The sequence below is a fragment of the Cohnella mopanensis genome (assembly GCF_022352055.1).
In the GTDB taxonomy this organism is placed as follows: domain Bacteria; phylum Bacillota; class Bacilli; order Paenibacillales; family Paenibacillaceae; genus Cohnella; species Cohnella mopanensis.
The window spans coordinates 38,812-59,357 of sequence record NZ_JAKRWM010000031.1 but is presented as its reverse complement, the minus strand read 5'-3'; the positions used below and the strand labels follow the sequence as shown (position 1 = coordinate 59,357).

General features: G+C 48.5%; 38 protein-coding genes. 1 reads left to right on the top strand and 37 read right to left on the bottom strand.

The annotated features are described in order from the left end of the window. Window position 1: 1 nt before the first annotated feature. The 37 genes from rplM to L3D05_RS25375 form a co-directional block, all read right to left on the bottom strand. Window positions 2-439, bottom strand: coding sequence for a 50S ribosomal protein L13 (gene rplM / locus L3D05_RS25555; protein WP_239619194.1), 438 nt, complete (start codon window positions 437-439; stop codon window positions 2-4). A 245-nt stretch (window positions 440-684) separates the two neighbouring features. Beyond that, on the bottom strand, window positions 685-1,545 hold the full coding sequence (truA, locus tag L3D05_RS25550) for a tRNA pseudouridine(38-40) synthase TruA (protein WP_239619193.1): 861 nt from the start codon (window positions 1,543-1,545) through the stop codon (window positions 685-687). Between the two features lie 108 nt (window positions 1,546-1,653). Beyond that, window positions 1,654-2,019 (bottom strand): 50S ribosomal protein L17, encoded by a 366-nt coding sequence (gene rplQ / locus L3D05_RS25545; protein WP_130615146.1) that lies wholly within the window; start codon window positions 2,017-2,019, stop codon window positions 1,654-1,656. An 85-nt stretch (window positions 2,020-2,104) separates the two neighbouring features. Beyond that, complete coding sequence (locus L3D05_RS25540) at window positions 2,105-3,049, bottom strand: DNA-directed RNA polymerase subunit alpha (RefSeq protein ID WP_239619192.1); 945 nt, start codon at window positions 3,047-3,049, stop codon at window positions 2,105-2,107. 165 nt (window positions 3,050-3,214) lie between these two features. Next, window positions 3,215-3,613: a 30S ribosomal protein S11 gene (gene rpsK / locus L3D05_RS25535; protein ID WP_094050605.1), complete on the bottom strand. Its 399-nt coding sequence runs from the start codon at window positions 3,611-3,613 to the stop codon at window positions 3,215-3,217. A gap of 18 nt (window positions 3,614-3,631) precedes the next feature. Beyond that, complete coding sequence (gene rpsM, locus L3D05_RS25530) at window positions 3,632-4,000, bottom strand: 30S ribosomal protein S13 (RefSeq protein WP_182302904.1); 369 nt, start codon at window positions 3,998-4,000, stop codon at window positions 3,632-3,634. A gap of 23 nt (window positions 4,001-4,023) precedes the next feature. Beyond that, window positions 4,024-4,137, bottom strand: a complete 114-nt coding sequence (gene rpmJ / locus L3D05_RS25525; RefSeq protein WP_003333770.1) for a 50S ribosomal protein L36 — start codon at window positions 4,135-4,137, stop codon at window positions 4,024-4,026. A 186-nt stretch (window positions 4,138-4,323) separates the two neighbouring features. Further along, a complete protein-coding gene (infA, locus tag L3D05_RS25520) occupies window positions 4,324-4,539 on the bottom strand; it encodes a translation initiation factor IF-1 (RefSeq protein WP_035121186.1) in 216 nt (71 codons plus the stop codon). Window positions 4,540-4,541: 2 nt separating this feature from the next. After that, a complete protein-coding gene (locus L3D05_RS25515; protein ID WP_239619191.1) occupies window positions 4,542-4,850 on the bottom strand; it encodes a KOW domain-containing RNA-binding protein in 309 nt (102 codons plus the stop codon). Between the two features lie 15 nt (window positions 4,851-4,865). Further along, window positions 4,866-5,612: a type I methionyl aminopeptidase gene (gene map, locus L3D05_RS25510; protein WP_239619190.1), complete on the bottom strand. Its 747-nt coding sequence runs from the start codon at window positions 5,610-5,612 to the stop codon at window positions 4,866-4,868. Between the two features lie 6 nt (window positions 5,613-5,618). Continuing rightward, the gene (locus L3D05_RS25505) at window positions 5,619-6,263 is read right to left on the bottom strand and encodes an adenylate kinase (protein ID WP_239619189.1); all 645 of its coding nucleotides are present in this window, start codon (window positions 6,261-6,263) and stop codon (window positions 5,619-5,621) included. Window positions 6,264-6,290: 27 nt separating this feature from the next. Further along, on the bottom strand, window positions 6,291-7,589 hold the full coding sequence (gene secY / locus L3D05_RS25500; RefSeq protein ID WP_239619188.1) for a preprotein translocase subunit SecY: 1,299 nt from the start codon (window positions 7,587-7,589) through the stop codon (window positions 6,291-6,293). Then, complete coding sequence (rplO, locus tag L3D05_RS25495; protein ID WP_239619187.1) at window positions 7,589-8,032, bottom strand: 50S ribosomal protein L15; 444 nt, start codon at window positions 8,030-8,032, stop codon at window positions 7,589-7,591. The genes secY and rplO overlap by 1 nt, the downstream gene beginning before the upstream one ends. Window positions 8,033-8,070: 38 nt before the next feature. Beyond that, window positions 8,071-8,250 carry a 50S ribosomal protein L30 gene (rpmD, locus tag L3D05_RS25490; RefSeq protein ID WP_239619186.1) on the bottom strand — a complete coding sequence of 60 codons (180 nt, stop codon included), beginning with the start codon at window positions 8,248-8,250 and terminating at the stop codon, window positions 8,071-8,073. A 13-nt stretch (window positions 8,251-8,263) separates the two neighbouring features. Next, window positions 8,264-8,761 carry a 30S ribosomal protein S5 gene (rpsE, locus tag L3D05_RS25485; RefSeq protein ID WP_094050613.1) on the bottom strand — a complete coding sequence of 166 codons (498 nt, stop codon included), beginning with the start codon at window positions 8,759-8,761 and terminating at the stop codon, window positions 8,264-8,266. Window positions 8,762-8,790: 29 nt separating this feature from the next. After that, a complete protein-coding gene (gene rplR, locus L3D05_RS25480) occupies window positions 8,791-9,156 on the bottom strand; it encodes a 50S ribosomal protein L18 (protein ID WP_239619204.1) in 366 nt (121 codons plus the stop codon). 57 nt (window positions 9,157-9,213) lie between these two features. After that, the gene (gene rplF / locus L3D05_RS25475) at window positions 9,214-9,756 is read right to left on the bottom strand and encodes a 50S ribosomal protein L6 (protein WP_239619185.1); all 543 of its coding nucleotides are present in this window, start codon (window positions 9,754-9,756) and stop codon (window positions 9,214-9,216) included. A gap of 30 nt (window positions 9,757-9,786) precedes the next feature. Next, window positions 9,787-10,185 (bottom strand): 30S ribosomal protein S8, encoded by a 399-nt coding sequence (gene rpsH, locus L3D05_RS25470; RefSeq protein ID WP_239619184.1) that lies wholly within the window; start codon window positions 10,183-10,185, stop codon window positions 9,787-9,789. Between the two features lie 30 nt (window positions 10,186-10,215). Further along, window positions 10,216-10,401 (bottom strand): type Z 30S ribosomal protein S14, encoded by a 186-nt coding sequence (locus L3D05_RS25465; protein ID WP_169281342.1) that lies wholly within the window; start codon window positions 10,399-10,401, stop codon window positions 10,216-10,218. Between the two features lie 50 nt (window positions 10,402-10,451). Then, window positions 10,452-10,994, bottom strand: coding sequence for a 50S ribosomal protein L5 (gene rplE / locus L3D05_RS25460; protein WP_115995322.1), 543 nt, complete (start codon window positions 10,992-10,994; stop codon window positions 10,452-10,454). 35 nt (window positions 10,995-11,029) lie between these two features. After that, window positions 11,030-11,383, bottom strand: a complete 354-nt coding sequence (gene rplX / locus L3D05_RS25455; RefSeq protein WP_239619183.1) for a 50S ribosomal protein L24 — start codon at window positions 11,381-11,383, stop codon at window positions 11,030-11,032. 42 nt (window positions 11,384-11,425) lie between these two features. Continuing rightward, window positions 11,426-11,794 carry a 50S ribosomal protein L14 gene (rplN, locus tag L3D05_RS25450; protein WP_169281344.1) on the bottom strand — a complete coding sequence of 123 codons (369 nt, stop codon included), beginning with the start codon at window positions 11,792-11,794 and terminating at the stop codon, window positions 11,426-11,428. 34 nt (window positions 11,795-11,828) lie between these two features. Continuing rightward, complete coding sequence (rpsQ, locus tag L3D05_RS25445) at window positions 11,829-12,095, bottom strand: 30S ribosomal protein S17 (protein WP_169281345.1); 267 nt, start codon at window positions 12,093-12,095, stop codon at window positions 11,829-11,831. Window positions 12,096-12,118: 23 nt separating this feature from the next. Then, on the bottom strand, window positions 12,119-12,316 hold the full coding sequence (gene rpmC, locus L3D05_RS25440; protein WP_041066918.1) for a 50S ribosomal protein L29: 198 nt from the start codon (window positions 12,314-12,316) through the stop codon (window positions 12,119-12,121). Beyond that, on the bottom strand, window positions 12,303-12,740 hold the full coding sequence (rplP, locus tag L3D05_RS25435; protein WP_182302914.1) for a 50S ribosomal protein L16: 438 nt from the start codon (window positions 12,738-12,740) through the stop codon (window positions 12,303-12,305). The genes rpmC and rplP overlap by 14 nt, the downstream gene beginning before the upstream one ends. 2 nt (window positions 12,741-12,742) lie before the next feature. Further along, a complete protein-coding gene (gene rpsC, locus L3D05_RS25430) occupies window positions 12,743-13,405 on the bottom strand; it encodes a 30S ribosomal protein S3 (protein ID WP_239619182.1) in 663 nt (220 codons plus the stop codon). 13 nt (window positions 13,406-13,418) lie between these two features. Then, on the bottom strand, window positions 13,419-13,757 hold the full coding sequence (gene rplV, locus L3D05_RS25425) for a 50S ribosomal protein L22 (RefSeq protein ID WP_169281348.1): 339 nt from the start codon (window positions 13,755-13,757) through the stop codon (window positions 13,419-13,421). 88 nt (window positions 13,758-13,845) lie between these two features. Continuing rightward, window positions 13,846-14,127, bottom strand: coding sequence for a 30S ribosomal protein S19 (gene rpsS / locus L3D05_RS25420; RefSeq protein ID WP_135153599.1), 282 nt, complete (start codon window positions 14,125-14,127; stop codon window positions 13,846-13,848). 63 nt (window positions 14,128-14,190) lie between these two features. Continuing rightward, entirely contained in the window at window positions 14,191-15,021 is an 831-nt protein-coding gene (gene rplB / locus L3D05_RS25415; RefSeq protein WP_239619181.1) for a 50S ribosomal protein L2, read from the bottom strand. 29 nt (window positions 15,022-15,050) lie between these two features. After that, on the bottom strand, window positions 15,051-15,344 hold the full coding sequence (rplW, locus tag L3D05_RS25410; RefSeq protein ID WP_239619180.1) for a 50S ribosomal protein L23: 294 nt from the start codon (window positions 15,342-15,344) through the stop codon (window positions 15,051-15,053). Continuing rightward, complete coding sequence (rplD, locus tag L3D05_RS25405; RefSeq protein WP_239619179.1) at window positions 15,344-15,967, bottom strand: 50S ribosomal protein L4; 624 nt, start codon at window positions 15,965-15,967, stop codon at window positions 15,344-15,346. Before rplD ends, rplW begins: the two co-directional genes overlap by 1 nt. A 31-nt stretch (window positions 15,968-15,998) precedes the next feature. Beyond that, entirely contained in the window at window positions 15,999-16,625 is a 627-nt protein-coding gene (rplC, locus tag L3D05_RS25400; RefSeq protein ID WP_239619178.1) for a 50S ribosomal protein L3, read from the bottom strand. A gap of 45 nt (window positions 16,626-16,670) precedes the next feature. Beyond that, window positions 16,671-16,979: a 30S ribosomal protein S10 gene (gene rpsJ, locus L3D05_RS25395; protein WP_027087350.1), complete on the bottom strand. Its 309-nt coding sequence runs from the start codon at window positions 16,977-16,979 to the stop codon at window positions 16,671-16,673. Between the two features lie 289 nt (window positions 16,980-17,268). Then, window positions 17,269-17,619 carry a stage V sporulation protein AE gene (spoVAE, locus tag L3D05_RS25390; RefSeq protein ID WP_239619177.1) on the bottom strand — a complete coding sequence of 117 codons (351 nt, stop codon included), beginning with the start codon at window positions 17,617-17,619 and terminating at the stop codon, window positions 17,269-17,271. After that, on the bottom strand, window positions 17,616-18,632 hold the full coding sequence (spoVAD, locus tag L3D05_RS25385) for a stage V sporulation protein AD (protein ID WP_239619176.1): 1,017 nt from the start codon (window positions 18,630-18,632) through the stop codon (window positions 17,616-17,618). Before spoVAD ends, spoVAE begins: the two co-directional genes overlap by 4 nt. Before the next feature lie 2 nt (window positions 18,633-18,634). Further along, window positions 18,635-19,120 carry a stage V sporulation protein AC gene (spoVAC, locus tag L3D05_RS25380; protein ID WP_239619175.1) on the bottom strand — a complete coding sequence of 162 codons (486 nt, stop codon included), beginning with the start codon at window positions 19,118-19,120 and terminating at the stop codon, window positions 18,635-18,637. 12 nt (window positions 19,121-19,132) lie between these two features. Then, a complete protein-coding gene (locus L3D05_RS25375; protein ID WP_239619174.1) occupies window positions 19,133-19,993 on the bottom strand; it encodes a DUF421 domain-containing protein in 861 nt (286 codons plus the stop codon). Window positions 19,994-20,174: 181 nt separating this feature from the next. Between L3D05_RS25375 and L3D05_RS25370 the strand changes: the two genes are divergently transcribed. Next, on the top strand, window positions 20,175-20,381 hold the full coding sequence (locus tag L3D05_RS25370; RefSeq protein ID WP_239619173.1) for a DUF1657 domain-containing protein: 207 nt from the start codon (window positions 20,175-20,177) through the stop codon (window positions 20,379-20,381). The last annotated feature ends 165 nt before the right edge of the window (window positions 20,382-20,546 follow it).

Below are 20,546 nucleotides of genomic sequence, written 5' to 3'. Positions count from 1 at the left end.
TTTATCCGCGAAGTTCGTAAACTTCAGGTTTTTGGGCTTGATGTGGATGTTCAGGTCCAGCGTAAACGTTAAGTTTACCTTGAAGCTGGTGACCCAGTTTGTTCTTAGGAAGCATTCCGTATACAGCCAATTCGATAATACGAGCAGGCTTTTTGTTGAGCATTTCCTGTGCAGTCGTAGTTTTCAGACCGCCTGGATAGTGGGAATGCGTGTAGTATTTCTTCTGTTGCAATTTTTTTCCTGTAAGAACGATTTTCTCCGCATTGATCACGATTACGAAATCACCTGTATCGATATGAGGGGTGAATTCCGGTTTGTGTTTGCCGCGGATAAGGGCAGCAGCTTCGCTAGCCAGACGACCGAGTGTTTTGCCTTCGGCGTCGATTACATGCCATTTACGCTCGACTTCAAGCGGCTTAGCCATATAGGTTGTACGCATGAAACATCCTCCTTCGGGTTACTTCCCTGCTTTTATGTGGTACGACTATTACAATCATTTACGAAATTACATCATAGTTGGTTGGGTATTGCTTGTCGTTCGTTGTAGGTTGAGTAAGAGTTACTCGGATGAGAAGTCCTTTCAGTCAAACTCACCAAAAAGAGTGACATTCCTACGCTGGGGCCGTGGGTAGCCACGCAGAAAGCACAAAATTTATTGTACATGAAATCGGGCGAATATGCAAGTTATTTATTATCGAGAATGAGCTTGCTTCTACTGCCGGGATCCAGCTCCGCATATCGCACTTCCCACAAAGATAGGCCATGCGGAACGGCCGTTGGTCCAGCTTTGGCTCTGCTCTGTGCAGCCAGTATATGAGCCATGTCTGCAGCCGATTTCTTGCCCTCGCCAATCTGGATTAACGTACCGGCTATGATTCTTACCATGTTGTATAAGAAGCCCGTCCCCGTAACATACAGATGGATCACTCCACGCTGCTTACCTGGATAATAACGCTCGTCCCACGATTTGCCGCTGTCGTTTAAGTAGTTCGCCGAAGAGAACGGATCCTTCTCCATTTCCAGCCTCGCATCAAGAATCGTGCGGATATGGCTTGACTTGGTAGATTGCGGCGATGTGAACGATGAGAAATCATGCTCTCCCAGTAAATGCCGAAGACCAGCGCTCATCTCTTCGAAATCGAGCGGTGTGGGATGATGGAATTCATATCGCCTGCGAAATAAATCGGGAACACGGTTGCAATTGATCGTGTAACGATAAGTTTTGCTTAAAGCATGCCGTCTGGCATGAAACTGATTGGATACGCTTAATGCGCACTGAACCACGATGCCTTCGGGCAATCTTGTATTCAACGCTATAGCCCATCGTTCGACTGGTATCGATGAAGCTGTCAAGAAGTTAACGATCTGGCATCTTGCGTGGACGCCGGCATCCGTTCTTCCGGAACCGATTGCTTTCACGCGCTCGCCGGATAACATGTAGATCGCGTTCTCCAGCTTATCCTGAATCGTGTTGCCGCTTGGCTGGCTCTGGAAGCCATAATATTCTGTACCATCGTAACTTACGACGAGAGCGATATTCCGCATTCTCTCATCCCCTCCGAATACGGAATCGTACCTAAAGGCGGCTGTGAAATGCCACAAAAAAAGGATGATCCGAATGCTTGATTCGGTCCATCCTTCTTTGCTCCGTTCTTACGCGCGATCTACGAGCTCAAGATACACCATAGGAGCTGAATCTCCACGGCGAGGTCCTAGCTTCAGGATGCGAGTATATCCACCTGGACGTTCCGCATAACGCGGAGCCAGCTCGGAGAACAGTTTTTGGATGGCGTCTTGTTCACCGTTAAGGCTCTCACGACGCACGAATGCCGCTACCTGACGACGAGCATGCAGGTCGCCGCGTTTAGCGAGAGTGATTAATCTCTCCGCGATAGAGCGCACTTCTTTAGCTTTCGCTTCAGTCGTTTGGATACGCTCGTACAGGAACAGGTCGGTACACAGATCACGGAAAAGAGCTTTCCGCGAGCTGGAATCGCGACTCAGTTTTTGATAAGCCATTTGTTTTCCCTCCCTCTTGGTGCGAGTCATGAAGCAGCCCATTTACGAGGCTGCGTTCGTTCGTCACATGCTGCTTATAACGATGCTATTCCTCGAAACGCAAGCCCAATCCCAGCTCTTCAAGCTTCTCTTGAACTTCTTCCAAAGACTTGCGGCCCAAGTTACGAACCTTCATCATGTCTTCTTCCGTTTTCGTGATAAGCTCTTGAACGGTATTGATGCCGGCACGTTTCAGGCAGTTGTAGGAGCGGACGGAAAGATCGAGCTCTTCGATAGTCATCTCAAGCACTTTTTCTTTCTTGTCCTCTTCCTTTTCCTTCATCGTTTCGGTATCTTTGGCCTCATCCGTAAGACCCACGAATAAGGATAAGTGATCTGTTAGGATTTTCGCGCCTAGGCTAACCGCTTCTTCAGGACGAATACTGCCATCGGTCCATACTTCAAGCGTAAGCTTGTCGTAGTTAGTTACTTGACCGACGCGAGTGTTTTCGACTTGATAGTTCACGCGGGTAATCGGCGTATAGATCGAGTCGATCGGAATGACTCCAATCGGCTGATCTTCCTTCTTGTTACGATCCGAAGGAACGTATCCACGTCCTACTCTGGCAAAAATGCGCATGTGAAGACGTGCGCCAGAAGCCAGTGTAGCGATGTGCAGGTCCGGATTCAGGATTTCCACATCGCTATCCGCGCGGATATCACCAGCCGTAACTACGCCATCGCCTTCCGCATCGATCTCAAGCACTTTTTCCTCATCGGAATGAATCTTCAGAGAAAGACGCTTCAGATTAAGGATGATTTGCGTAACATCCTCTATTACACCCGGAATCGTGGAAAATTCGTGAAGAACTCCATCGATCTGTACCGATACGACGGCTGCGCCCGGTAAGGACGACAACAGAATCCGACGAAGCGAGTTGCCCAGCGTCATCCCATAACCGCGTTCAAGCGGTTCTACGACGAACCGACCATATCTCTTATCATCCTGAAGTTCTACAGAATCGATTTTCGGTTTCTCGATTACTATCATACCAAAACCTCCTTCAAACGTCGCTGACGTTGCCTTTGTTCACCCATGCTAAATGGTTCAGCCTTTAATAAGGAGAAATGTTTATGGGGTAAACCATGTAGTATGCCTAACCGTTACAACCATTATTCTCAAGTTGTTCTTGTTTGATACCACATTGCAACGATACTATACGCGGCGGCGCTTCGGAGGACGGCATCCGTTATGCGGGATTGGTGTTACGTCTCTGATCATGCTGACTTCAAGACCAGCTGCTTGCAACGAACGAATCGCAGCTTCGCGGCCAGCGCCAGGACCTTTAACAGAAACTTCTACCAAACGCATTCCGTGTTCCATCGCAGCGCGGGCTGCAGACTCAGCTGCCATTTGAGCAGCGAACGGCGTGCTTTTACGGGAGCCTTTGAAACCAAGGTTACCGGAGCTTGCCCAGGAAACCGCGTTACCATGTGGATCCGTAATCGTCACGATTGTATTGTTAAACGTGGACCGAATATGTGCCACACCGCTGTCGATGTTCTTCCGATCACGACGCTTGGTACGTACGACTTTCTTGCCTTTTTGTGCCATGTTAGTTATCCCCCCTTATTACTTCTTCTTGTTCGCTACAGTACGACGTGGACCTTTGCGTGTACGTGCGTTCGTTTTCGAACGTTGTCCGCGAACCGGCAGACCGCGGCGGTGACGGATGCCTCGATAGCAGCCGATTTCAATCAGCCGTTTGATGTTTAGTGCAATTTCGCGACGAAGATCGCCCTCGACCTTTTGTTCTTTGTCGATCGTTTCACGAAGACGAGCGAGCTCATCCTCAGTCAGATCACGAACGCGAGTGTCGGGATTGACGCCCGTTGTAGCTAGAATCCTCTGGGAAGTTGGCTTACCAATTCCGAAGATATACGTGAGGGCGATTTCCACGCGCTTGTCGCGCGGGAGGTCAACACCAGATATACGTGCCATTGTTAGGGGCACCTCCTTCTATATTAGCCTTGTTTTTGTTTATGCTTCGGATTCTCACAGATAACCATCACGTTGCCTTTGCGGCGAATGACTTTGCATTTTTCGCAAATCGGTTTGACCGAAGGTCTCACCTTCATGATAATACCCTCCTTAGTGTGTGACTGAAATAGCGTCTCCAGACGTCGCATGTCAGTCTCACGAATGCATCCAACGAAGCGGCGCCTTGCGATCGCGTGTTGGTTGACACGGTCCGATCGAACTTGCGGTATGACATTTGGGTCAAAGCCGTTCGAACGATTCGTGCATAGGTAGACCGAACGAACTTATTTACGGTAGGTGATACGGCCCCGCGTTAGATCATAGGGTGATAACTGGATTACCACTTTATCCCCCGTTAGAATCCGTATGAAATGCATCCGAAGCTTTCCGGAAACATGCGCAAGGATTTGATGTCCGTTCTCGAGTTCCACTTTGAACATGGCATTCGGTAGCGGTTCAATAACCGTTCCTTCCACCTCGATGACGTCCTCTTTGGCCACCGTCATTCTCCTTTCTCTTCAGCATGCGTTTCGAGCCGTTGTTCGATTTGTCCGATAGCGTACCGGAGCTTCGCGTTGGTCACGCGTCCGGTTTCGCGAAGGCTATTCGCTACTTCCTCGCTTCGGGTCCCGATCGGTTCGAGATGCAGCACGTTTTTGCGTTTGGGCCGATCGAAGCGGCGTTTATCACCGTCAGCCACGAGCGCGAATCGCTCATCGACGAGGGCGATCACGATGATGAGCTGCCCTTCGTCTCTACCACGCCGGCTTCTCACGATATCTCCGGGCTCCAACTTAACGTTTACCGTCATAACATTCACCTAGCTTTACGCACGGGTTAGAATTTCGTACCCGTCTTCGGTTACGGCAATCGTATGCTCGAAATGCGCGCACAGCGATCCGTCCACTGTGACGACCGTCCAATTATCGGACAATGTCTTCACATAACGTTCTCCCACGATGACCATCGGTTCGATCGCGAGTGTCATTCCTGGTTTAAGCCGCGGACCGCGGTCAGGAACGCCGTAATTCGGAATTTGCGGTTCCTCGTGTAACTCAGCGCCTACGCCGTGTCCGACATATTCTCTGACTACCGAGAAGCCCGCCTCTTCGATCACTTTCTGAATACCGTGGGAAACGGTAAACAGCCTCACGTCAGGACGACAAAGCTCCAATCCCGCGAAGAGCGAAGCTTCCGTAACATCCAGAAGACGTTGCGCTTCTTCGGAAATTTGGCCGACTCCGTACGTCCAAGCGGAATCTCCGTGATAGCCATGGTACTGTGCGCCGATATCGATGCTGATGATGTCGCCTTCTACTAGCTTCCGCGGACCAGGAAACCCGTGTACGAGTTCCTCGTTCGTAGAAGCGCATATGCTGGCCGGAAAACCGTTATAACCTTTGAAAGAAGGAACGGCACCTTGACTGCGGATGAAAGTATCGGCTATCCGATCTAATTCGGCGGTAGTGACGCCAGGTACGACTGCCTGTTTCATCAGGCGATGCGTCTCTGCAACAATCCGTCCCGCCTCACGCATCAAGCTCAATTCTTTATCAGACTTGATTACGATCATGGCCGATTACCCTCTGAGAAGGGAAGCGATATCGGTCGTAACCGCATCGATATCCTTCTCCCCGTCTACTTCACGGAGCGAACCTTTGTCGCCGTAATACGTCAGAAGCGGAGCCGTCTTGCTCGTATATTCATCAAGACGGGTACCCACTTTTTCTTCCGTATCATCAGAACGCTGATACAGCTCTCCCCCATCCTTGTCGCAGATGCCTTCCTGCTTAGGAGGGTTGAAAATAACATGATACGTCGCGCCGCAAGATTTACAAATCCTTCTGCCTGTCAAGCGAGCTAGCAAGAAGCCGCGATCCACTTTCAGGTTGATGACATGGTCGATCTTACGACCCATTTCGGCAAGCATACCGTCAAGCGCTTCGGCTTGAGCGATCGTCCGTGGAAACCCGTCCAACAAAAATCCTTTGGCACAATCATCTGCAGCCAAACGATCGCGAACGATTCCATTCGTCACTTCATCCGGAACGAGCAAACCTTGGTCTACGTACTCCTTGGCTTTCTGTCCGAGCGGAGTGCCCTGCTTCATGGCTAAACGAAACGCATCACCGGTCGAGATGTGCGGAATGCCGAATTGCTCGACGATCCGTTCTGCCTGCGTTCCTTTACCGGCGCCAGGAGGCCCCATAAACAAAATGTTCATTGTCGTTCCTCCTGTCCGTCTCGATGGTTACTTATTGATAAACCCTTTGTAGTGACGTTTGATCAATTGACTCTCGATTTGTTTCATCGTTTCAAGTGCAACCCCGATTACGATTAAGAGCGAAGTACCGCCCACTTTAACCGAATCCGGCAATCCGGCCAATGAACCGAAGAATACAGGGATAACCGAGATGATCGCCAAGAATACCGCACCTGCTAGCGTAATGCGCGTAATAACCCGCATCAAGAAACCAGCCGTTGGCTTACCAGGACGAATACCAGGGATATATCCGCCGTTCTTCTTCATGTTATCCGCTAGTTGCTGCGGATTGAATTGAACGAATGTGTAGAAGAAAGTGAAACCGATGATCAAAAGGATATACAGAACCATACCCAGCGGAGCAGTATAGCTCATGTTCGTCATTATCCATTTTGCCCAAGCATGTGTTGACCAAAATGAAGCAATTGTATACGGGAACATCAATAGCGAGATTGCGAAAATTACGGGAATAACGCCGGCGCCATTCACTTTAAGTGGAATATGCGTCGATTGGCCGCCATACATTTTCTGTCCGACAACCCGTTTAGCGTATTGCACCGGAATTTTCCGTACGCCTTGTTGAATGAAAATTACGCCTGCGATAATCAGGATGATTACGAGCAGGATGATGATCATCTTCACAATGTTCAGGAACAATTGACTGGAATCCGTGAACTGACTAGCGTAGATGTCGCGAGCATGCTTCGGAATAGCAGCAACGATTGCTGCAAAGATCAGGATCGAGATACCGTTGCCGATACCTTTTTCGTTGATCTGTTCTCCGAGCCACATGAGGAACGCGGTACCCGCTGTCAGTACGATCGCAATCATTAAATATGTTGCTGTACTAGGATCAATGACCATATCGTAACTATACATTCTGTTAAAACCGATAGCCGTAGCAAAGGCTTGGATAAGCCCCAAGATGATCGTTCCATAACGAGTAATCTGCGCCAGCTTACGTTTACCGTTCTCGCCTTCCTTCTGCCATTCCGAGAACTTCGGAATGACGTCCATGGAAAGCAATTGAACGATAATCGAAGCCGTAATATACGGCGTGATCCCCAAAGCGAATATGGAGAAGTTGAACAACGCACCGCCAGAGAACGTATTTAGAAGGCCGAACAGGTCAGTGCCTGATTGGTCGGCCATCGTAAGAACGTCCTTGTTAATGTTCGGAACCGGGATGAAGGATCCGATTCTGTAAACAAACAGGATGAAAAGGGTAAACAGGATCCTCTTACGAAGGTCCTCGACTTTCCAAATGTTAGTGACGGTCGCGAACATTAGATCACCTCGGTTTTACCGCCGGCGGCTTGAATTTTTTCTGCTGCAGACTGAGAGAACTTATGAGCTTTAACAGTCAGCTGCACGTTCAAATCGCCATTGCCCAGAATTTTAATTCCGTCTTTTGGATTTTTGAGAATTCCTTCGTTAAGAAGCAATTCTGGAGTCACTTCTGTACCCGCTGCAAAACGGCTCAGCTGGTCAAGATTGACAATCGCAAAGACCGTAGCAAAACGATCATTGTTAAATCCGCGTTTTGGTACCCGACGGTACAAAGGGTTTTGTCCACCCTCGAATCCGGGACGAACTCCGCCGCCGGAACGAGCATTTTGCCCTTTGTGACCGCGACCTGACGTTTTGCCGAGTCCGCTACCAGCTCCGCGTCCTACCCGCTTGCGGGTGAACTTCGAGCCTTCGTTCGGAGATAGCTCATGCAATTTCATCGTAAGTCGCACCTCCTTGAGAGTTTTGCTTTAATATCTTAAACTTCTTTAACTTCGATCAAATGGTTAACTGTGTTGATCATGCCACGAGTAGCGACATTATCTTCTCTTACTACAGACGAATGCAACTTGCCGAGTCCTAGAGTTTTCACCGTTTGACGTTGATTCTCAGGACGGCCGATCAAGCTACGAACGAGGGTAATTTGAAGCTGTGCCATCTGTTTCCCCTCCTTAACGGAATAGCTCTGCTACGGTTTTGCCGCGCAGTTTCGCTACGTCTTCGGCGCGTTTGAGGCGGGATAAACCTTCCAACGTCGCATTGACCATGTTAATGGAGTTGGAGGAACCCAGCGATTTCGTCAAAATATCGCCGACTCCAGCCAGTTCGAGCACTGCGCGGACAGGACCGCCCGCGATAACGCCCGTACCTTCTGATGCTGGTTTCAGCAACACTTTGCCGGCGCCGAAACTTCCCGTAACGGCGTGTGGAATTGTAGTTCCAACGAGTGGTACGAATACTAAATTTTTCTTTGCGTCATCGACGCCCTTACGGATTGCGTCTGGAACTTCGGAAGCTTTACCGATACCAGCGCCAACCCATCCTTTGCCGTCTCCGACAACGACGAGTGCGCTGAAGCTAAAGCGACGTCCGCCTTTGACGACTTTGGAGACACGATTGATTTGAACCATTTTTTCGGTCAGTTCCAATGTATTCGGATCTACACGCAAGTCGTTTACCTCCTTGTGTCAAAAATGAATTAAAACTGTAATCCGGCTTCGCGAGCTGCGTCAGCCAGTGCTTGAATACGTCCGTGATACAAATATCCACCACGATCGAATACGACAACTTCGTATCCTTTATCTTTTGCACGTTTAGCGATCAACTCGCCAACTTTACGCGCAGATTCTACGTTACCGCCGTTGCCTACATCAGCAAGTTCTTTGTCAACTGTAGACGCGGCAGCAATGGTGATGCCTTTAACGTCATCGATCAGTTGAGCATAGATATGCTTGGATGAACGGAACACGGACAGACGTGGACGTTCACTTGTCCCGCTGATTTTCTTACGTACCCGAAGGTGCCTTTTAAGACGAGCTTTGTTCTTATCGGCTTTAGTAATCATCCGCATAGTTCACTCCCTTCTTGATCAATGCTTAAGCGGCGTTAAGCCGCTTTAAGCTTATTTCTTTTTACCTGCTTTACCTTCTTTACGAAGGATACGTTCGCCTTCATACTTGATCCCTTTACCTTTGTAAGGTTCAGGTTCGCGTACGGAGCGGATTTTAGCAGCAGTTGCGCCGACAAGTTCTTTGTCGATGCCTTTAACGATGATTTTGTTTTGCGCCGGCACTTCGAACTCGATGCCGCTTTCCGGTACGATTTCGACCGGGTGAGAGTAACCCACGTTCAATACCAGCTTATCGCCGGATTTACTAGCACGGTAACCTACACCTACCAGATCAAGGTTTCTGATGTAACCTTCGGTTACGCCGCTTACCATGTTGGCAACTACGCTGCGAGTTGTTCCGTGCAGCGAGCGGTGAAGCTTGTTATCGGAAGGACGTTCAACAGTAATGACATCGGACTCGTAGGAAACCTTCATATCGCTGTGCAGAACGCGGGACAAAGTTCCTTTCGGTCCTTTAATCGTAATTACGTTGTTGTCCAGGTTCACGTTCACGCCGTTAGGCACCTGAATCGGTTTGCGTCCAATACGGGACATAGGTACACCTCCAATCGTGTGACAGTTAAATTACCAAACGTAGCAGAGCACTTCGCCGCCGGCTTTCCCTTGACGGGCTTCCTTGTCGGTGATAATGCCTTTAGATGTAGAAATGATCGCGATGCCGAGGCCACCCAGCACACGAGGAACTTCTGTAGATTTCGTGTAAACGCGCAAACCAGGTTTGCTTATGCGTTTAAGACCCGTGATAACACGCTCGTTGTTTGCACCGTATTTCAAGAAAATGCGGATCAAACCTTGTTTGTTATCTTCTACATATTCAGCGTCGCGGATAAAACCTTCACGTTTCAGGATTTCAGCAATTTGCTTCTTAACCGTAGACGCAGGCATTTCCACCGACTCATGACGCACCAAATTCGCGTTGCGAATCCGCGTCAACATATCTGCAATAGGATCAGACATAACCATGGGGTAAACCTCCTTCCCGAACTAGGCTGATTACCAGCTCGCTTTTTTGACGCCAGGAATCTGGCCTTTATATGCCAATTCACGGAAACAGATCCGGCAGATCTTGAATTTTTGCAAAACGGAATGCGGACGTCCGCAACGTTCGCAACGCGTGTAAGCCTGGACTTTAAACTTCGGCGTACGCTGTTGCTTGATTTTCATCGACGTTTTTGCCACTTGCTTTCACACCTCCATTAGGAACCTTTTGCTCATTGACCGGGCAATCGTCACTTCGCAAACGGCATACCCAATTGGGTGAGCAGCTCACGCGCTTCTTCGTCCGATTGTGCTGTCGTGACGATGACGATATCCATCCCGCGAACTTTATCAATCTTGTCATACTCGATTTCCGGGAAAATCAATTGTTCTTTCAATCCGAGCGTGTAGTTACCACGGCCATCGAACGATTTCGTCGATACGCCATGAAAGTCACGTACGCGAGGGAGAGAAATGTTGAACAATTTATCCAAGAAGTAATACATACGCTCGCCGCGAAGAGTTACTTTAGCTCCGATCGGCAAGTTCTCACGCAAGCGGAAGCCCGCGATCGATTTTTTCGAGCGAGTGATTACTGGCTTTTGGCCGGCAATCTTCTGCATGTCCTCAACTGCAAAATCCATGATTTTGGAGTTCGAAACCGCTTCGCCGACACCCATGTTGATGACGACTTTCTCGATTTTCGGCACTTGCATGACGGATTTGTAGCTAAACTTCTGCATCAGAGCAGGAGTAATTTCATTCAGGAAACGTTCCTTCATTCTTGCTGCCATGAGTCACAGTGACCTCCTTTCCGTTCTTACTGCGATTAGTCGATCATTTCTCCGGAGCGTTTAGCTACCCGGACTTTTTTGCCGTTATCAAGCGTCTTAGTGCCAACGCGAGTTGGCTTGCCGCTTTTAGGATCGATATGCATCACGTTCGATACGTGAATCGGCGCTTCGCGCTCGATGATACCGCCTTGTTGATTCGTTGGGTTAGGACGCGTATGGCGTTTCACCATGTTGACGCCCTCGACAAGCACGCGATTTTCGCGCGGGTATGCAGCGATAATGCGGCCTTTTTTGCCTTTGTCTTTGCCCGAGATGACGATGATGTTATCGTCTTTTTTCACGTGCAGTTTATTATTGTGCGATTCAAGCACTTTTTTCAGACGGGGCATGGGTACACCTCCTTGAGTGTTTCTCCATCGGTGCGTTCCGGATTAAAGAACTTCCGGTGCCAGGGAAATGATTTTCATAAAGTCGTGTTCACGAAGTTCACGAGCTACTGGTCCGAAAATACGGGTACCACGCGGGCTCTTGTCTTCTTTAACGATTACAGCAGCATTCTCGTCGAATGCGATGTAAGATCCATCTTTGCGGCGTACCGAACGTTTTGTACGAACGATAACACATTTGACTACGTCGCCTTTTTTGACAACGCCGCCTGGTGTTGCTTGTTTGACGGAACATACGATCATATCACCGATATGTCCTACGCGGCGTCCTGTACCGCCAAGTACGCGGATACACATCAATTCTTTAGCGCCGGAGTTGTCGGCAACAGCCAGACGCGTAAACGGTTGAATCATCGCAAGGTCCTCCTTTCAGTCACAGGTGAGTCGCTTAGGCCAATACGGCTTTCTCGACGATTTCGACCAGGCGCCATGTTTTGTCTTTCGACAACGGGCGGGTCTCCATGATTCTCACGGTGTCGCCGATTTTTGCATCGTTAGTTTCGTCATGCGCTTTGAATTTCTTCGTGTATTTAATCCGTTTGTGGTAAAGGCTGTGTTTTTTGTACGTTTCAACAGCTACCACAATCGTTTTATCCATTTTGTCGCTGACGACTTTACCAATCTGCACTTTACGATTGTTATTGCGTTCGCTCATGGTAATCCTCCTTTTCCCGGGTTTTAGCCGATGCCGAGTTCACGCTCGCGCAAAATGGTTTTAGCCCGAGCAATTTCTTTCCGCAAATCGCCTAGGCGGTGCGGGTTATCCAGTTGGCCAGTAGCCAGTTGGAAGCGGAGGTTGAACAGCTCATCCTTGAAGCCGGCGATCTTCTGTTCGAGTTCCGCCGATGTCAGGTTGCGAAATTCACTGGCTTTCATTTGCTTCACCACCCAGTTCTTCACGTTTCACAAACTTCGTCTTGATCGGCAACTTGTGTGCTGCAAGACGCATCGCTTCACGTGCGATCTCCTCGGATACCCCTGCGAGTTCGAACAATACTTTGCCCGGTTTCACAACGGCAACCCATGCTTCTACGTTACCTTTACCGCTACCCATCCGAACCTCAAGAGGTTTTTGGGTAATTGGTTTCGAAGGGAAAATTTTGATCCAAACTTTACCGCCCCGTTTGATGTAACGAGTCATCGCGATACGCGCTGCCTCGATTTGACGGTTTGTTACCCAAGAAGGCTCCATAGCTTGCAGGCCGTATTCACCGAAATGAACCTCAGCACCGCCTTTAGCTTGGCCTCTCATTTTACCGCGGTGTACTTTGCGGTGTTTTACGCGTTTAGGGACCAACATGATCAGTTGCCTCCTTCCTCAGCAGCTCTTTTCTTCGTCGGAAGGACTTCGCCACGGTAGATCCATACTTTTACGCCGATGCGGCCGTAAGTCGTATGTGCTTCTGCCGTTCCGTAATCGATATCAGCGCGGAGTGTGTGCAATGGCACTGTTCCTTCGCTGTATCCTTCTTGACGAGCAATTTCCGCTCCGCCCAGACGACCACTAACGGATGTTTTGATTCCTTTCGCGCCAGCGCGTTGCGTACGTTGCATAGCTTGTTTCATCGCGCGGCGGAATGAAACGCGGCGTTCCAATTGTTGCGCGATGCTCTCGGCAACCAGGATAGCGTCCAATTCCGGGTTTTTGATCTCGGAGATATTGATGTGCACTTTTTTGCCGTTCGTGATTTTCGTAAGTTGACCGCGAAGTACTTCTACTTCAGCGCCGCCCTTACCGATTACGATACCCGGCTTAGCAGTGTGAATCGTAACGTTAACGCGATTAGCGGCACGTTCGATTTCGATTTTGGATACTGCAGCTTCTTTCAACTTCGTCTTAAGGAATTCGCGGATTTTGACATCTTCGATAAGAAGGGTGCCGAAATCTTTGTCAGCATACCATTTGGATTCCCAATCACGGATAATGCCGATGCGAAGACCGACGGGATTTACTTTTTGACCCACACGTTGTCCCTCCTTATTTCTCAGATACGACCAGCGTAATGTGGCTGGAGCGCTTGAAAATACTGAATGCGCGACCTTGGGAACGAGGTTGGAATCGTTTCATCGTTGGGCCTTCGTTAACGAAGGCTTCGGACACGACCAATTTGTTCACGTCGAGCTGGTAGTTGTGTTCAGCGTTCGCAATGGCAGAGTTCAACAATTTCTCCAGAACCGGAGATGCCGAACGCGGAGTGTGACGCAGAATAGCAACAGCATCGCCGACTTTCTTACCGCGGATCAGGTCAACGACCAGGCGGACTTTACGAGCCGGAATGCGAATGTTATTCACAACAGCTTTCGCTTGCTGAGACATCGATGTACCTCCTCCCTTACGTTACGTTCGTAGCGATTAACCAACAACTCGCGAGCTGTTTAATCAATCGTACTTCGTAGGGTTAAAATTAACGCTTGCCCGTTTTTTTATCATCGTCTGTATGGCCTTTGAATGTACGCGTCGGCGCGAATTCACCAAGCTTATGTCCAACCATATCTTCCGATACGTATACTGGCACGTGCTTGCGTCCATCATATACCGCGAACGTTTGACCCACGAATTGTGGGAAAATCGTCGAGCGACGAGACCAAGTTTTAATAACTACTTTCTTATTCGAACCGGACAGTTCTTCCACTTTTTTCAGAAGATATCCATCCACGAAAGGTCCTTTTTTCAAACTGCGACCCATGGAATGCTCCTCCCTTCAACGCGGCTTGAGAGTTTGCCGTTCACGCCGCTAGACAGTTGATTCTTACTTGCTGCGACGACGAACAATATATTTGCTCGAAGCTTTTTTCTTCTTGCGAGTTTTGTAACCGAGCGTCGGTTTGCCCCATGGAGAAAGCGGGGATTTGCGACCGATTGGAGCGCGGCCTTCACCACCACCGTGTGGGTGATCGTTCGGGTTCATTACAACACCACGAACTGTAGGGCGTTTGCCTAACCAACGATTACGTCCAGCTTTACCAATGTTCAGCAACTCGTGATCTTGGTTACCAACAGTACCGATTGTTGCACGGCAAGTTTTGAGAATGCGGCGAATCTCGCCGGATGTCAAACGAATGGTAACGTAAGTTTCTTCTTTACCGAGCAATTGAGCGCTTGTACCGGCTGCACGAACCATTTGGCCGCCTTTACCTGGTTTAAGCTCAATGTTGTGGATAACTGTACCCACTGGAATGTTCTCGAGTGGAAGTGCATTACCCACTTTGATGTCGGCAGTTGGACCGGACATGATCACATCGTTGACTTTAAGGCCCTTCGGTGCGATGATGTACGTTTTTTCTCCGTCTGCATAGTTGATCAGAGCGATGTAAGAAGTACGGTTCGGATCGTATTCAATCGTAGCCACGCGGCCGGGAATGCCGTCCTTCGTGCGTTTGAAGTCGATGATCCGGTACTTACGCTTATGACCACCGCCATGATGGCGAACGGTAATTTTACCTTGGTTATTACGGCCTGCACGTTTGAACAACGGTGCGAGCAAGGATTTTTCCGGCTCTGTTGCCGTAATCTCTTCGAACGTTGCGATCGTCATTTGACGACGGCTAGCCGTTGTCGGATTAAACTTTTTGACTGGCAATTGGATTCCCTCCTTACTTTAGAGACTTATTATACAGAGGTTTCGAAAAACTCAAGTGGTTTGCTGTCTGCGGAAAGCTGCACGATTGCTTTTTTCCATTCAGAAGTATAACCGCTATGTCTGCCGTAGCGTTTAGGCTTAGCAGGCATTCTGAGTGTATTAACGCCAACGACTTTCACTTTGAAGATCTGTTCGATGGCTTGTTTGATTTCTGTCTTGTTCGCTCTCAAGTCAACTTCGAAAACGTATTTGCGCTGGTCCAAGAAGTCGCTTGTGCGTTCGGTAACAACCGGCCGTTTGATTAGATCGCGGGGGTTTTTCATTACGCGAACACCTCCTCAACTTTAGCGACTGCATCCTTCGTGATGATCAATTGATCATGTTTCATCACGTCAAGCACGTTGATTCCTTCAGCGGAAACGAATTTAACGCCTGGGATATTACGCGCGGACAGGGCCACGTTATTATCAAAGTCAGCCGTTACTACTAGAGCTTTACGGGATACTTTGAGGTTGTTCAAGAGCTTCGCGATGTCCTTCGTTTTCGGTTGGGACAAGCTCAGCTGATCAAGAACGATGATTTGGTTATCCACAACTTTGCTGGACAACGCAGATTTGATTGCCAAACGACGAACTTTACGCGGCAATTTGAAGCTGTAGCTGCGTGGCGTTGGTCCGAATACGATACCGCCGCCTTTCCATTGCGGCGAACGAATACTACCTTGACGCGCGCGGCCAGTTCCTTTTTGTTTCCAAGGCTTGCGCCCGCCTCCGCGAACTTCCGAACGACCTTTCGTATCGTGCGTGCCCGAGCGAAGCGAAGCTTGTTGAAGCAATACAGCACTGTGCAGTACGTGAACGTTCGGCTCTAAACCGAATACTCCTTCTGCCAGATCCAATTGTCCAACTTCTTTGCCGTCTACATTAAATACAGTAACTTTCGGCATGAGTGGTCCTCCTTTCCTCAACCATTGTGAATTATTTCTTCACCGATGTGCGGATTTTGAGATAACTATTGCGTGCGCCCGGTACGGAGCCTTTGATCAACAATACGTTACGCTCAAGATCGACTTTAACGATTTCAAGGTTTTGTACAGTGATCGTTTCGCTACCCATACGACCGTGCATTTTCTTACCTTTAGGTACGCGGTTTGCATCGCGAATCGTCGCGAGTGAACCGTTACCGCGGTGATACTTGGAACCGTGCGTCATTTTACCGCGTTGGAAGCCCCAACGTTTGATTGCGCCTGTCGTTCCTTTACCTTTGGAAATACCCGTAACGTCAACGATATCGCCTTCGGAGAATTGGTCAACTTTAAGTTCTTGACCAACTTCCAAGTCAGCCGGAGTAAGTCCGCTAACTTCGCGAATGAAGCGCTTGGGTGCCGTGCCCGCTTTTTTAGCGTGGCCGATGGCTGGTTTAGTTGCTAGCTTTTCGCGTTTGTCCGCGAAGCCGAGCTGTACTGCTTCGTATCCGTCGTTATCCACAGATTTCTTTTGCAATACGACGTTCGGAGTTGCTTCTACCACAGTAACCGGCACTACATTGCCGTCAGCTGCGAATATTTGAGTCATTCCGAGTTTACGTCCCAAGATTCCTGACATGTTGACACCTCTTTTCTGATGGTTCTGATTTACTTCTTCTTACAATTAAAGCTTGATTTCGATATCAACGCCGGACGGCAGATCAAGACGCATTAGCGCATCGACTGTTTGCGGCGTAGGATTGACGATATCAATCAAACGCTTGTGCGTACGCATTTCGAACTGCTCACGCGAATCCTTGTATTTGTGCACCGCACGCAGGATCGTAATGATCTGCTTTTCGGTCGGCAACGGGATTGGACCGGATACACCTGCACCAGTACGTTTCGCCGTTTCTACGATTTTCTCCGCGGATTGATCCAGGATACGGTGGTCGTAGGCTTTCAAACGGATACGGATTTTTTGCTTAGCCATAGAATTCCCTCCTTCATTCGCCCAATTTTGGAATCGGACATACTCCGTGAGAATAACCCCACATTCACCCATTGGCATCCTATATGGCAAAGGGGCCGGGTGTGTCGGCAACCTCTCACATCAACGCACAGTCACAGACCAACATTCACTATTATAGCGATCTGCCCAACCGAATGCAACAAAAATCTTTAGCATATTTTCAAAGATCGTTATATTATTCGCACAGCAGCAAAACAGCAAAAAAACACCGGCATCATTCCTAAGAATAAGCCGGCGTTTGAATCGGGTCTTAACCTTTAGGTTTAACGGCTAAAGCCGCAAGAAACGAGAAAATGATCGCCGCTGATATCCCCGCGCTAGTTACCTTGAAGATCCCGGTGATAATCCCGATCCATCCATCTGCCTTTAATTCCTCTAGCGCGCCATGAACCAACGCATTGCCGAAGCTTGTTATCGGAACCGTCGCTCCTGCTCCAGCAAATTTGATAAGCGGTTCATAAAGTCCGACTCCGTCTAGGGCAGCTCCCAATACCACTAATAACGTCATCGTATGAGCTGGCGTTAGTTTGATCACGTCAAAACAAATTTGTCCACAAATACAGATTGCTCCGCCAATAACAAAAGCCCATAGATAGATCATCGTTTTTCCCCGCTCTCAATGGAAACCGCATGCGCGATACATGGAATGCTTTCGCCTTGTTGAAAGGACAAAGGAGATAATAATGCTCCCGTCGCAACGACAAGAATTCGTTTTAATTCCCCTCTGCGCATTCGATTCAACAAATGTCCGTAAGTAACTACCGCCGAACAGCCGCAGCCGCTGGCACCGGCCTGTACCTTCTGCTTTTCATAATCGTAAATCATCATTCCGCAATCGTAATATTCCGTCTGCTTCATTGGTATCTTATGCTTCTCGAATAAATCCCAAGCAAGCTCATAACCTATCTTCGAGAGATCGCCGGTTACAATGAGATCGTAATAGCCGGGTTCAATTCTGAAGTCCCGCAAATGGGCTTGAATGGTATCGACTGCCGCGGGAGCCATTGCCGCTCCCATATTAAACGGATCCGTTAGCCCCATATCGATGACTCTGCCGATCGTTGCTGAAGTCACCGTCAAACCTTCTCCATCTTGCGAAATGACGGATGCGCCGGCACCCGTAACGGTATATTGCGCAGTCGGCGGTTTTTGCGATCCGTATTCCGTAGGATAACGAAATTGTTTTTCGACCGAGGCATTATGACTACAGGCACTAGCCAACACATTCTTGGCTGAACGGGAATTCACGAAATTAGCGGCGATCGCCAAACTTTCCATTGAAGTCGAACACGCACCGAACACTCCAAGATACGGTATAGCCAACGTTCTAGCGGCAAAGCTGCTGCTAATAATCTGATTCATTAAATCCCCGCCGACATAGAAATTGACTTGACCGCTTGTCATTCCAGCATTCTCGATCGCAAGCTTGGATGCTTCCTCGAGAAGGGTTTTCTCTGCCTTCTCCCAGCTATCTTGGCCCAACATCAAATCTCCGTGCACGATATCGAAATCGCCGGCTAACGGCCCCTGTCCCTCGAAAGGTCCAACTACGGTTGCTGTCCCTTTAATGATCGGTTTATTTTCAAATATCCAGCTTTGATGTCCCTGTAGCATTCTTAATGTCCTCCTACACCACTTGGATTAAATAGAAGATGCAGAATACCGACAATGAATGCCGCAACGGTGCCGTACACAATAACCGGGCCCGCTAGCGTAAACATCTTCCCTCCGACTCCAAGGACAAGTCCTTCGCTGCGATGTTCTATGGCAGCCGACGCCATTGAATTGGCGAAGCCCGTAACGGGTACCGCAGTACCCGCACCCGCCCATTGCCCCATTTTATCGTACACCCCTAATGAGGTTAGCAGCACGGAAAGGATGATCAGCACAGCTACCGTGGGGTTACCTGCTTTTTCTCTGTCGAATCCTCCCCAATGAACGAACATATCCGTTATAGCTTGACCTATTAAGCAAATCATTCCTCCGACAAGAAAAGCACGAATACAGTTTTTAATAACTGGCCGCGCCGGTTCCCTTTTCTTCGCCAAATGCTTATACTCCTGCTGTACGGGAGTAAGCTTCTTCTTCGAGTTATTCGACACGAGTATCATCCTTTACCGATAAAGTACGGGTCTAACCTCCGAAATGATCTCTCCCATTTGGATGACGCACTGTTCATACATATCCTTTGCTTTTTTGTTTCTCGTTGTCATCCCGAACAGCATGAGATCCGCTTCGCACTTTTTCAATGTCACGAACAGAGATGCTTTTTCTTGCGGAAAAGGTACTTTGATTTGATCGTCGAACAAATCCACGTACAATTGTCCATAGGTGTCGACTTGACCAAGAAAGACGTTTTCGAGGGCTACCCCTATCTTTTCCAGTTCCGTATTCAACCATTGGCGACTGAGTCCCAGTGTAGCCAATGGCTCGTCCATTATTTTTCCGTCCATAATAACGGCCTGCGGTTCCTGTTCCGGGCCAACCTTGATCCCCAAATGCTTAGCGGTTATCGGTTGATTCTCTCGAGTCAGCAACACATTTATGTCACCGCTTGATTCCATAATCGCGAATTCAACATCCGCCACTCTAAAAGCCATCTTCTTCCTCAATTGCTCCATAAGCTCGTCCGTGGTCAGTCTTTCCTTTTTCAAATTGTCCTCTAACACTTTTCCATCTTTAATAAGTACTGTCGCTTTGCTGTCGAGAAAATCTCGCATTTTCTTGCTTTTTAATTGGAGAAAGCCAATCCCCAAAGAAACAAGCGACCAAACCGTTAAAGCAACGACTCCCAAGTACCACTTTGTCTGTAGATCCATCGATACGTAAGCAACCAAATTACCGAGCGTTATTCCCGTAATATATTCGAACAAGGAAAGTTGCGAGACCTGTCTTTTACCTAGGATTTTCGTGATGGTGAAGAGCACAATCACCGCTACTAATGTACGAACAGCAATTTGCATGACATCTGACAAGTCGGTTCCCCCTTAGTCCAAGGCTTTAACATAACAAATTGTTTGTAATTATCACCTGCATTATGAATGAGGTCACCACAAATCATCTTCCACTACAGGGAGAAAAATGAAACGGCAATTCGCGCATAAAATCACTCCTCGGACTTGATAATAAACCCGTTAACGATTGGAGGTGATTTCAATGACAGTAGCATCTGACGTAAAAACATGCTTAGCTTCGTTAAAAAGCGCTCAAGCAAGTCTTGAAACGTTTGCCTTGGCCACTCAGAATCAAGAAGCTAAAACCTTATTCACGAATGCGGCCGGGCAAACCGAGCAAATCGTTCAGCAGGTGGAAAGTAGAGTTCAGCAATTAGAAAGCGAAGAACCTCAATATAAAGGTTTCTGAGTCCAAGTGCGTCCGCTTGATCCAATCTCCGCTAATTTTCATATTAAAGTGAGACAACCTGGGGGGCGTGAGCCCTCCTTTATTTATTTCATCATCCTATCTAGGACATTATTTTCAAATAAGTCGCCGACTCCGCTCATGCCTCGTTCCTATCCGCCATATAGA

Bases quoted from the DNA above. Each gene is read 5' to 3' on its own strand.
- rplV (WP_169281348.1), bottom strand. From the start codon at position 13,757: ATGTCTCAGCAAGCGAAAGCTGTTGTGAATAACATTCGCATTCCGGCT.
- rplF (WP_239619185.1), bottom strand. From the start codon at position 9,756: ATGTCCCGTATTGGACGCAAACCGATTCAGGTGCCTAACGGCGTGAAC.
- rplR (WP_239619204.1), bottom strand. From the start codon at position 9,156: ATGATTACTAAAGCCGATAAGAACAAAGCTCGTCTTAAAAGGCACCTT.
- rpsS (WP_135153599.1), bottom strand. From the start codon at position 14,127: ATGGGTCGCAGTTTGAAAAAAGGACCTTTCGTGGATGGATATCTTCTG.
- rplC (WP_239619178.1), bottom strand. From the start codon at position 16,625: ATGTCAGGAATCTTGGGACGTAAACTCGGAATGACTCAAATATTCGCA.
- rplE (WP_115995322.1), bottom strand. From the start codon at position 10,994: ATGGCAGCAAGAATGAAGGAACGTTTCCTGAATGAAATTACTCCTGCT.
- rpmD (WP_239619186.1), bottom strand. From the start codon at position 8,250: ATGGCACAGCTTCAAATTACCCTCGTTCGTAGCTTGATCGGCCGTCCT.
- spoVAD (WP_239619176.1), bottom strand. From the start codon at position 18,632: ATGCTACAGGGACATCAAAGCTGGATATTTGAAAATAAACCGATCATT.
- rplN (WP_169281344.1), bottom strand. From the start codon at position 11,794: ATGATTCAACCGTTTACGCGTCTGGCTGTTGCCGACAACTCCGGCGCT.
- rplO (WP_239619187.1), bottom strand. From the start codon at position 8,032: ATGAAATTGCATGAGCTATCTCCGAACGAAGGCTCGAAGTTCACCCGC.
- rpsJ (WP_027087350.1), bottom strand. From the start codon at position 16,979: ATGGCTAAGCAAAAAATCCGTATCCGTTTGAAAGCCTACGACCACCGT.
- secY (WP_239619188.1), bottom strand. From the start codon at position 7,589: ATGTTCGCGACCGTCACTAACATTTGGAAAGTCGAGGACCTTCGTAAG.
- rplM (WP_239619194.1), bottom strand. From the start codon at position 439: ATGCGTACAACCTATATGGCTAAGCCGCTTGAAGTCGAGCGTAAATGG.
- rplX (WP_239619183.1), bottom strand. From the start codon at position 11,383: ATGCCCCGTCTGAAAAAAGTGCTTGAATCGCACAATAATAAACTGCAC.
- rplP (WP_182302914.1), bottom strand. From the start codon at position 12,740: ATGTTGGTCCCTAAACGCGTAAAACACCGCAAAGTACACCGCGGTAAA.
- rpsM (WP_182302904.1), bottom strand. From the start codon at position 4,000: ATGGCACGTATATCTGGTGTTGACCTCCCGCGCGACAAGCGCGTGGAA.
- rplW (WP_239619180.1), bottom strand. From the start codon at position 15,344: ATGAAAAACCCCCGCGATCTAATCAAACGGCCGGTTGTTACCGAACGC.
- rplQ (WP_130615146.1), bottom strand. From the start codon at position 2,019: ATGGCTTATCAAAAACTGAGTCGCGATTCCAGCTCGCGGAAAGCTCTT.
- rplD (WP_239619179.1), bottom strand. From the start codon at position 15,967: ATGCCGAAAGTTACTGTATTTAATGTAGACGGCAAAGAAGTTGGACAA.
- L3D05_RS25370 (WP_239619173.1), top strand. From the start codon at position 20,175: ATGACAGTAGCATCTGACGTAAAAACATGCTTAGCTTCGTTAAAAAGC.
- rpsH (WP_239619184.1), bottom strand. From the start codon at position 10,185: ATGGTTATGTCTGATCCTATTGCAGATATGTTGACGCGGATTCGCAAC.
- L3D05_RS25515 (WP_239619191.1), bottom strand. From the start codon at position 4,850: ATGACGGTAAACGTTAAGTTGGAGCCCGGAGATATCGTGAGAAGCCGG.
- spoVAE (WP_239619177.1), bottom strand. From the start codon at position 17,619: ATGATCTATCTATGGGCTTTTGTTATTGGCGGAGCAATCTGTATTTGT.
- rpsK (WP_094050605.1), bottom strand. From the start codon at position 3,613: ATGGCACAAAAAGGCAAGAAAGTCGTACGTACCAAGCGTCGTGATCGG.
- L3D05_RS25505 (WP_239619189.1), bottom strand. From the start codon at position 6,263: ATGAACATTTTGTTTATGGGGCCTCCTGGCGCCGGTAAAGGAACGCAG.
- rpmC (WP_041066918.1), bottom strand. From the start codon at position 12,316: ATGAAAGCCAGTGAATTTCGCAACCTGACATCGGCGGAACTCGAACAG.
- rpsQ (WP_169281345.1), bottom strand. From the start codon at position 12,095: ATGAGCGAACGCAATAACAATCGTAAAGTGCAGATTGGTAAAGTCGTC.
- L3D05_RS25540 (WP_239619192.1), bottom strand. From the start codon at position 3,049: ATGATAGTAATCGAGAAACCGAAAATCGATTCTGTAGAACTTCAGGAT.
- map (WP_239619190.1), bottom strand. From the start codon at position 5,612: ATGATCGTAATCAAGTCTGATAAAGAATTGAGCTTGATGCGTGAGGCG.
- truA (WP_239619193.1), bottom strand. From the start codon at position 1,545: ATGCGGAATATCGCTCTCGTCGTAAGTTACGATGGTACAGAATATTAT.
- rpmJ (WP_003333770.1), bottom strand. From the start codon at position 4,137: ATGAAGGTGAGACCTTCGGTCAAACCGATTTGCGAAAAATGCAAAGTC.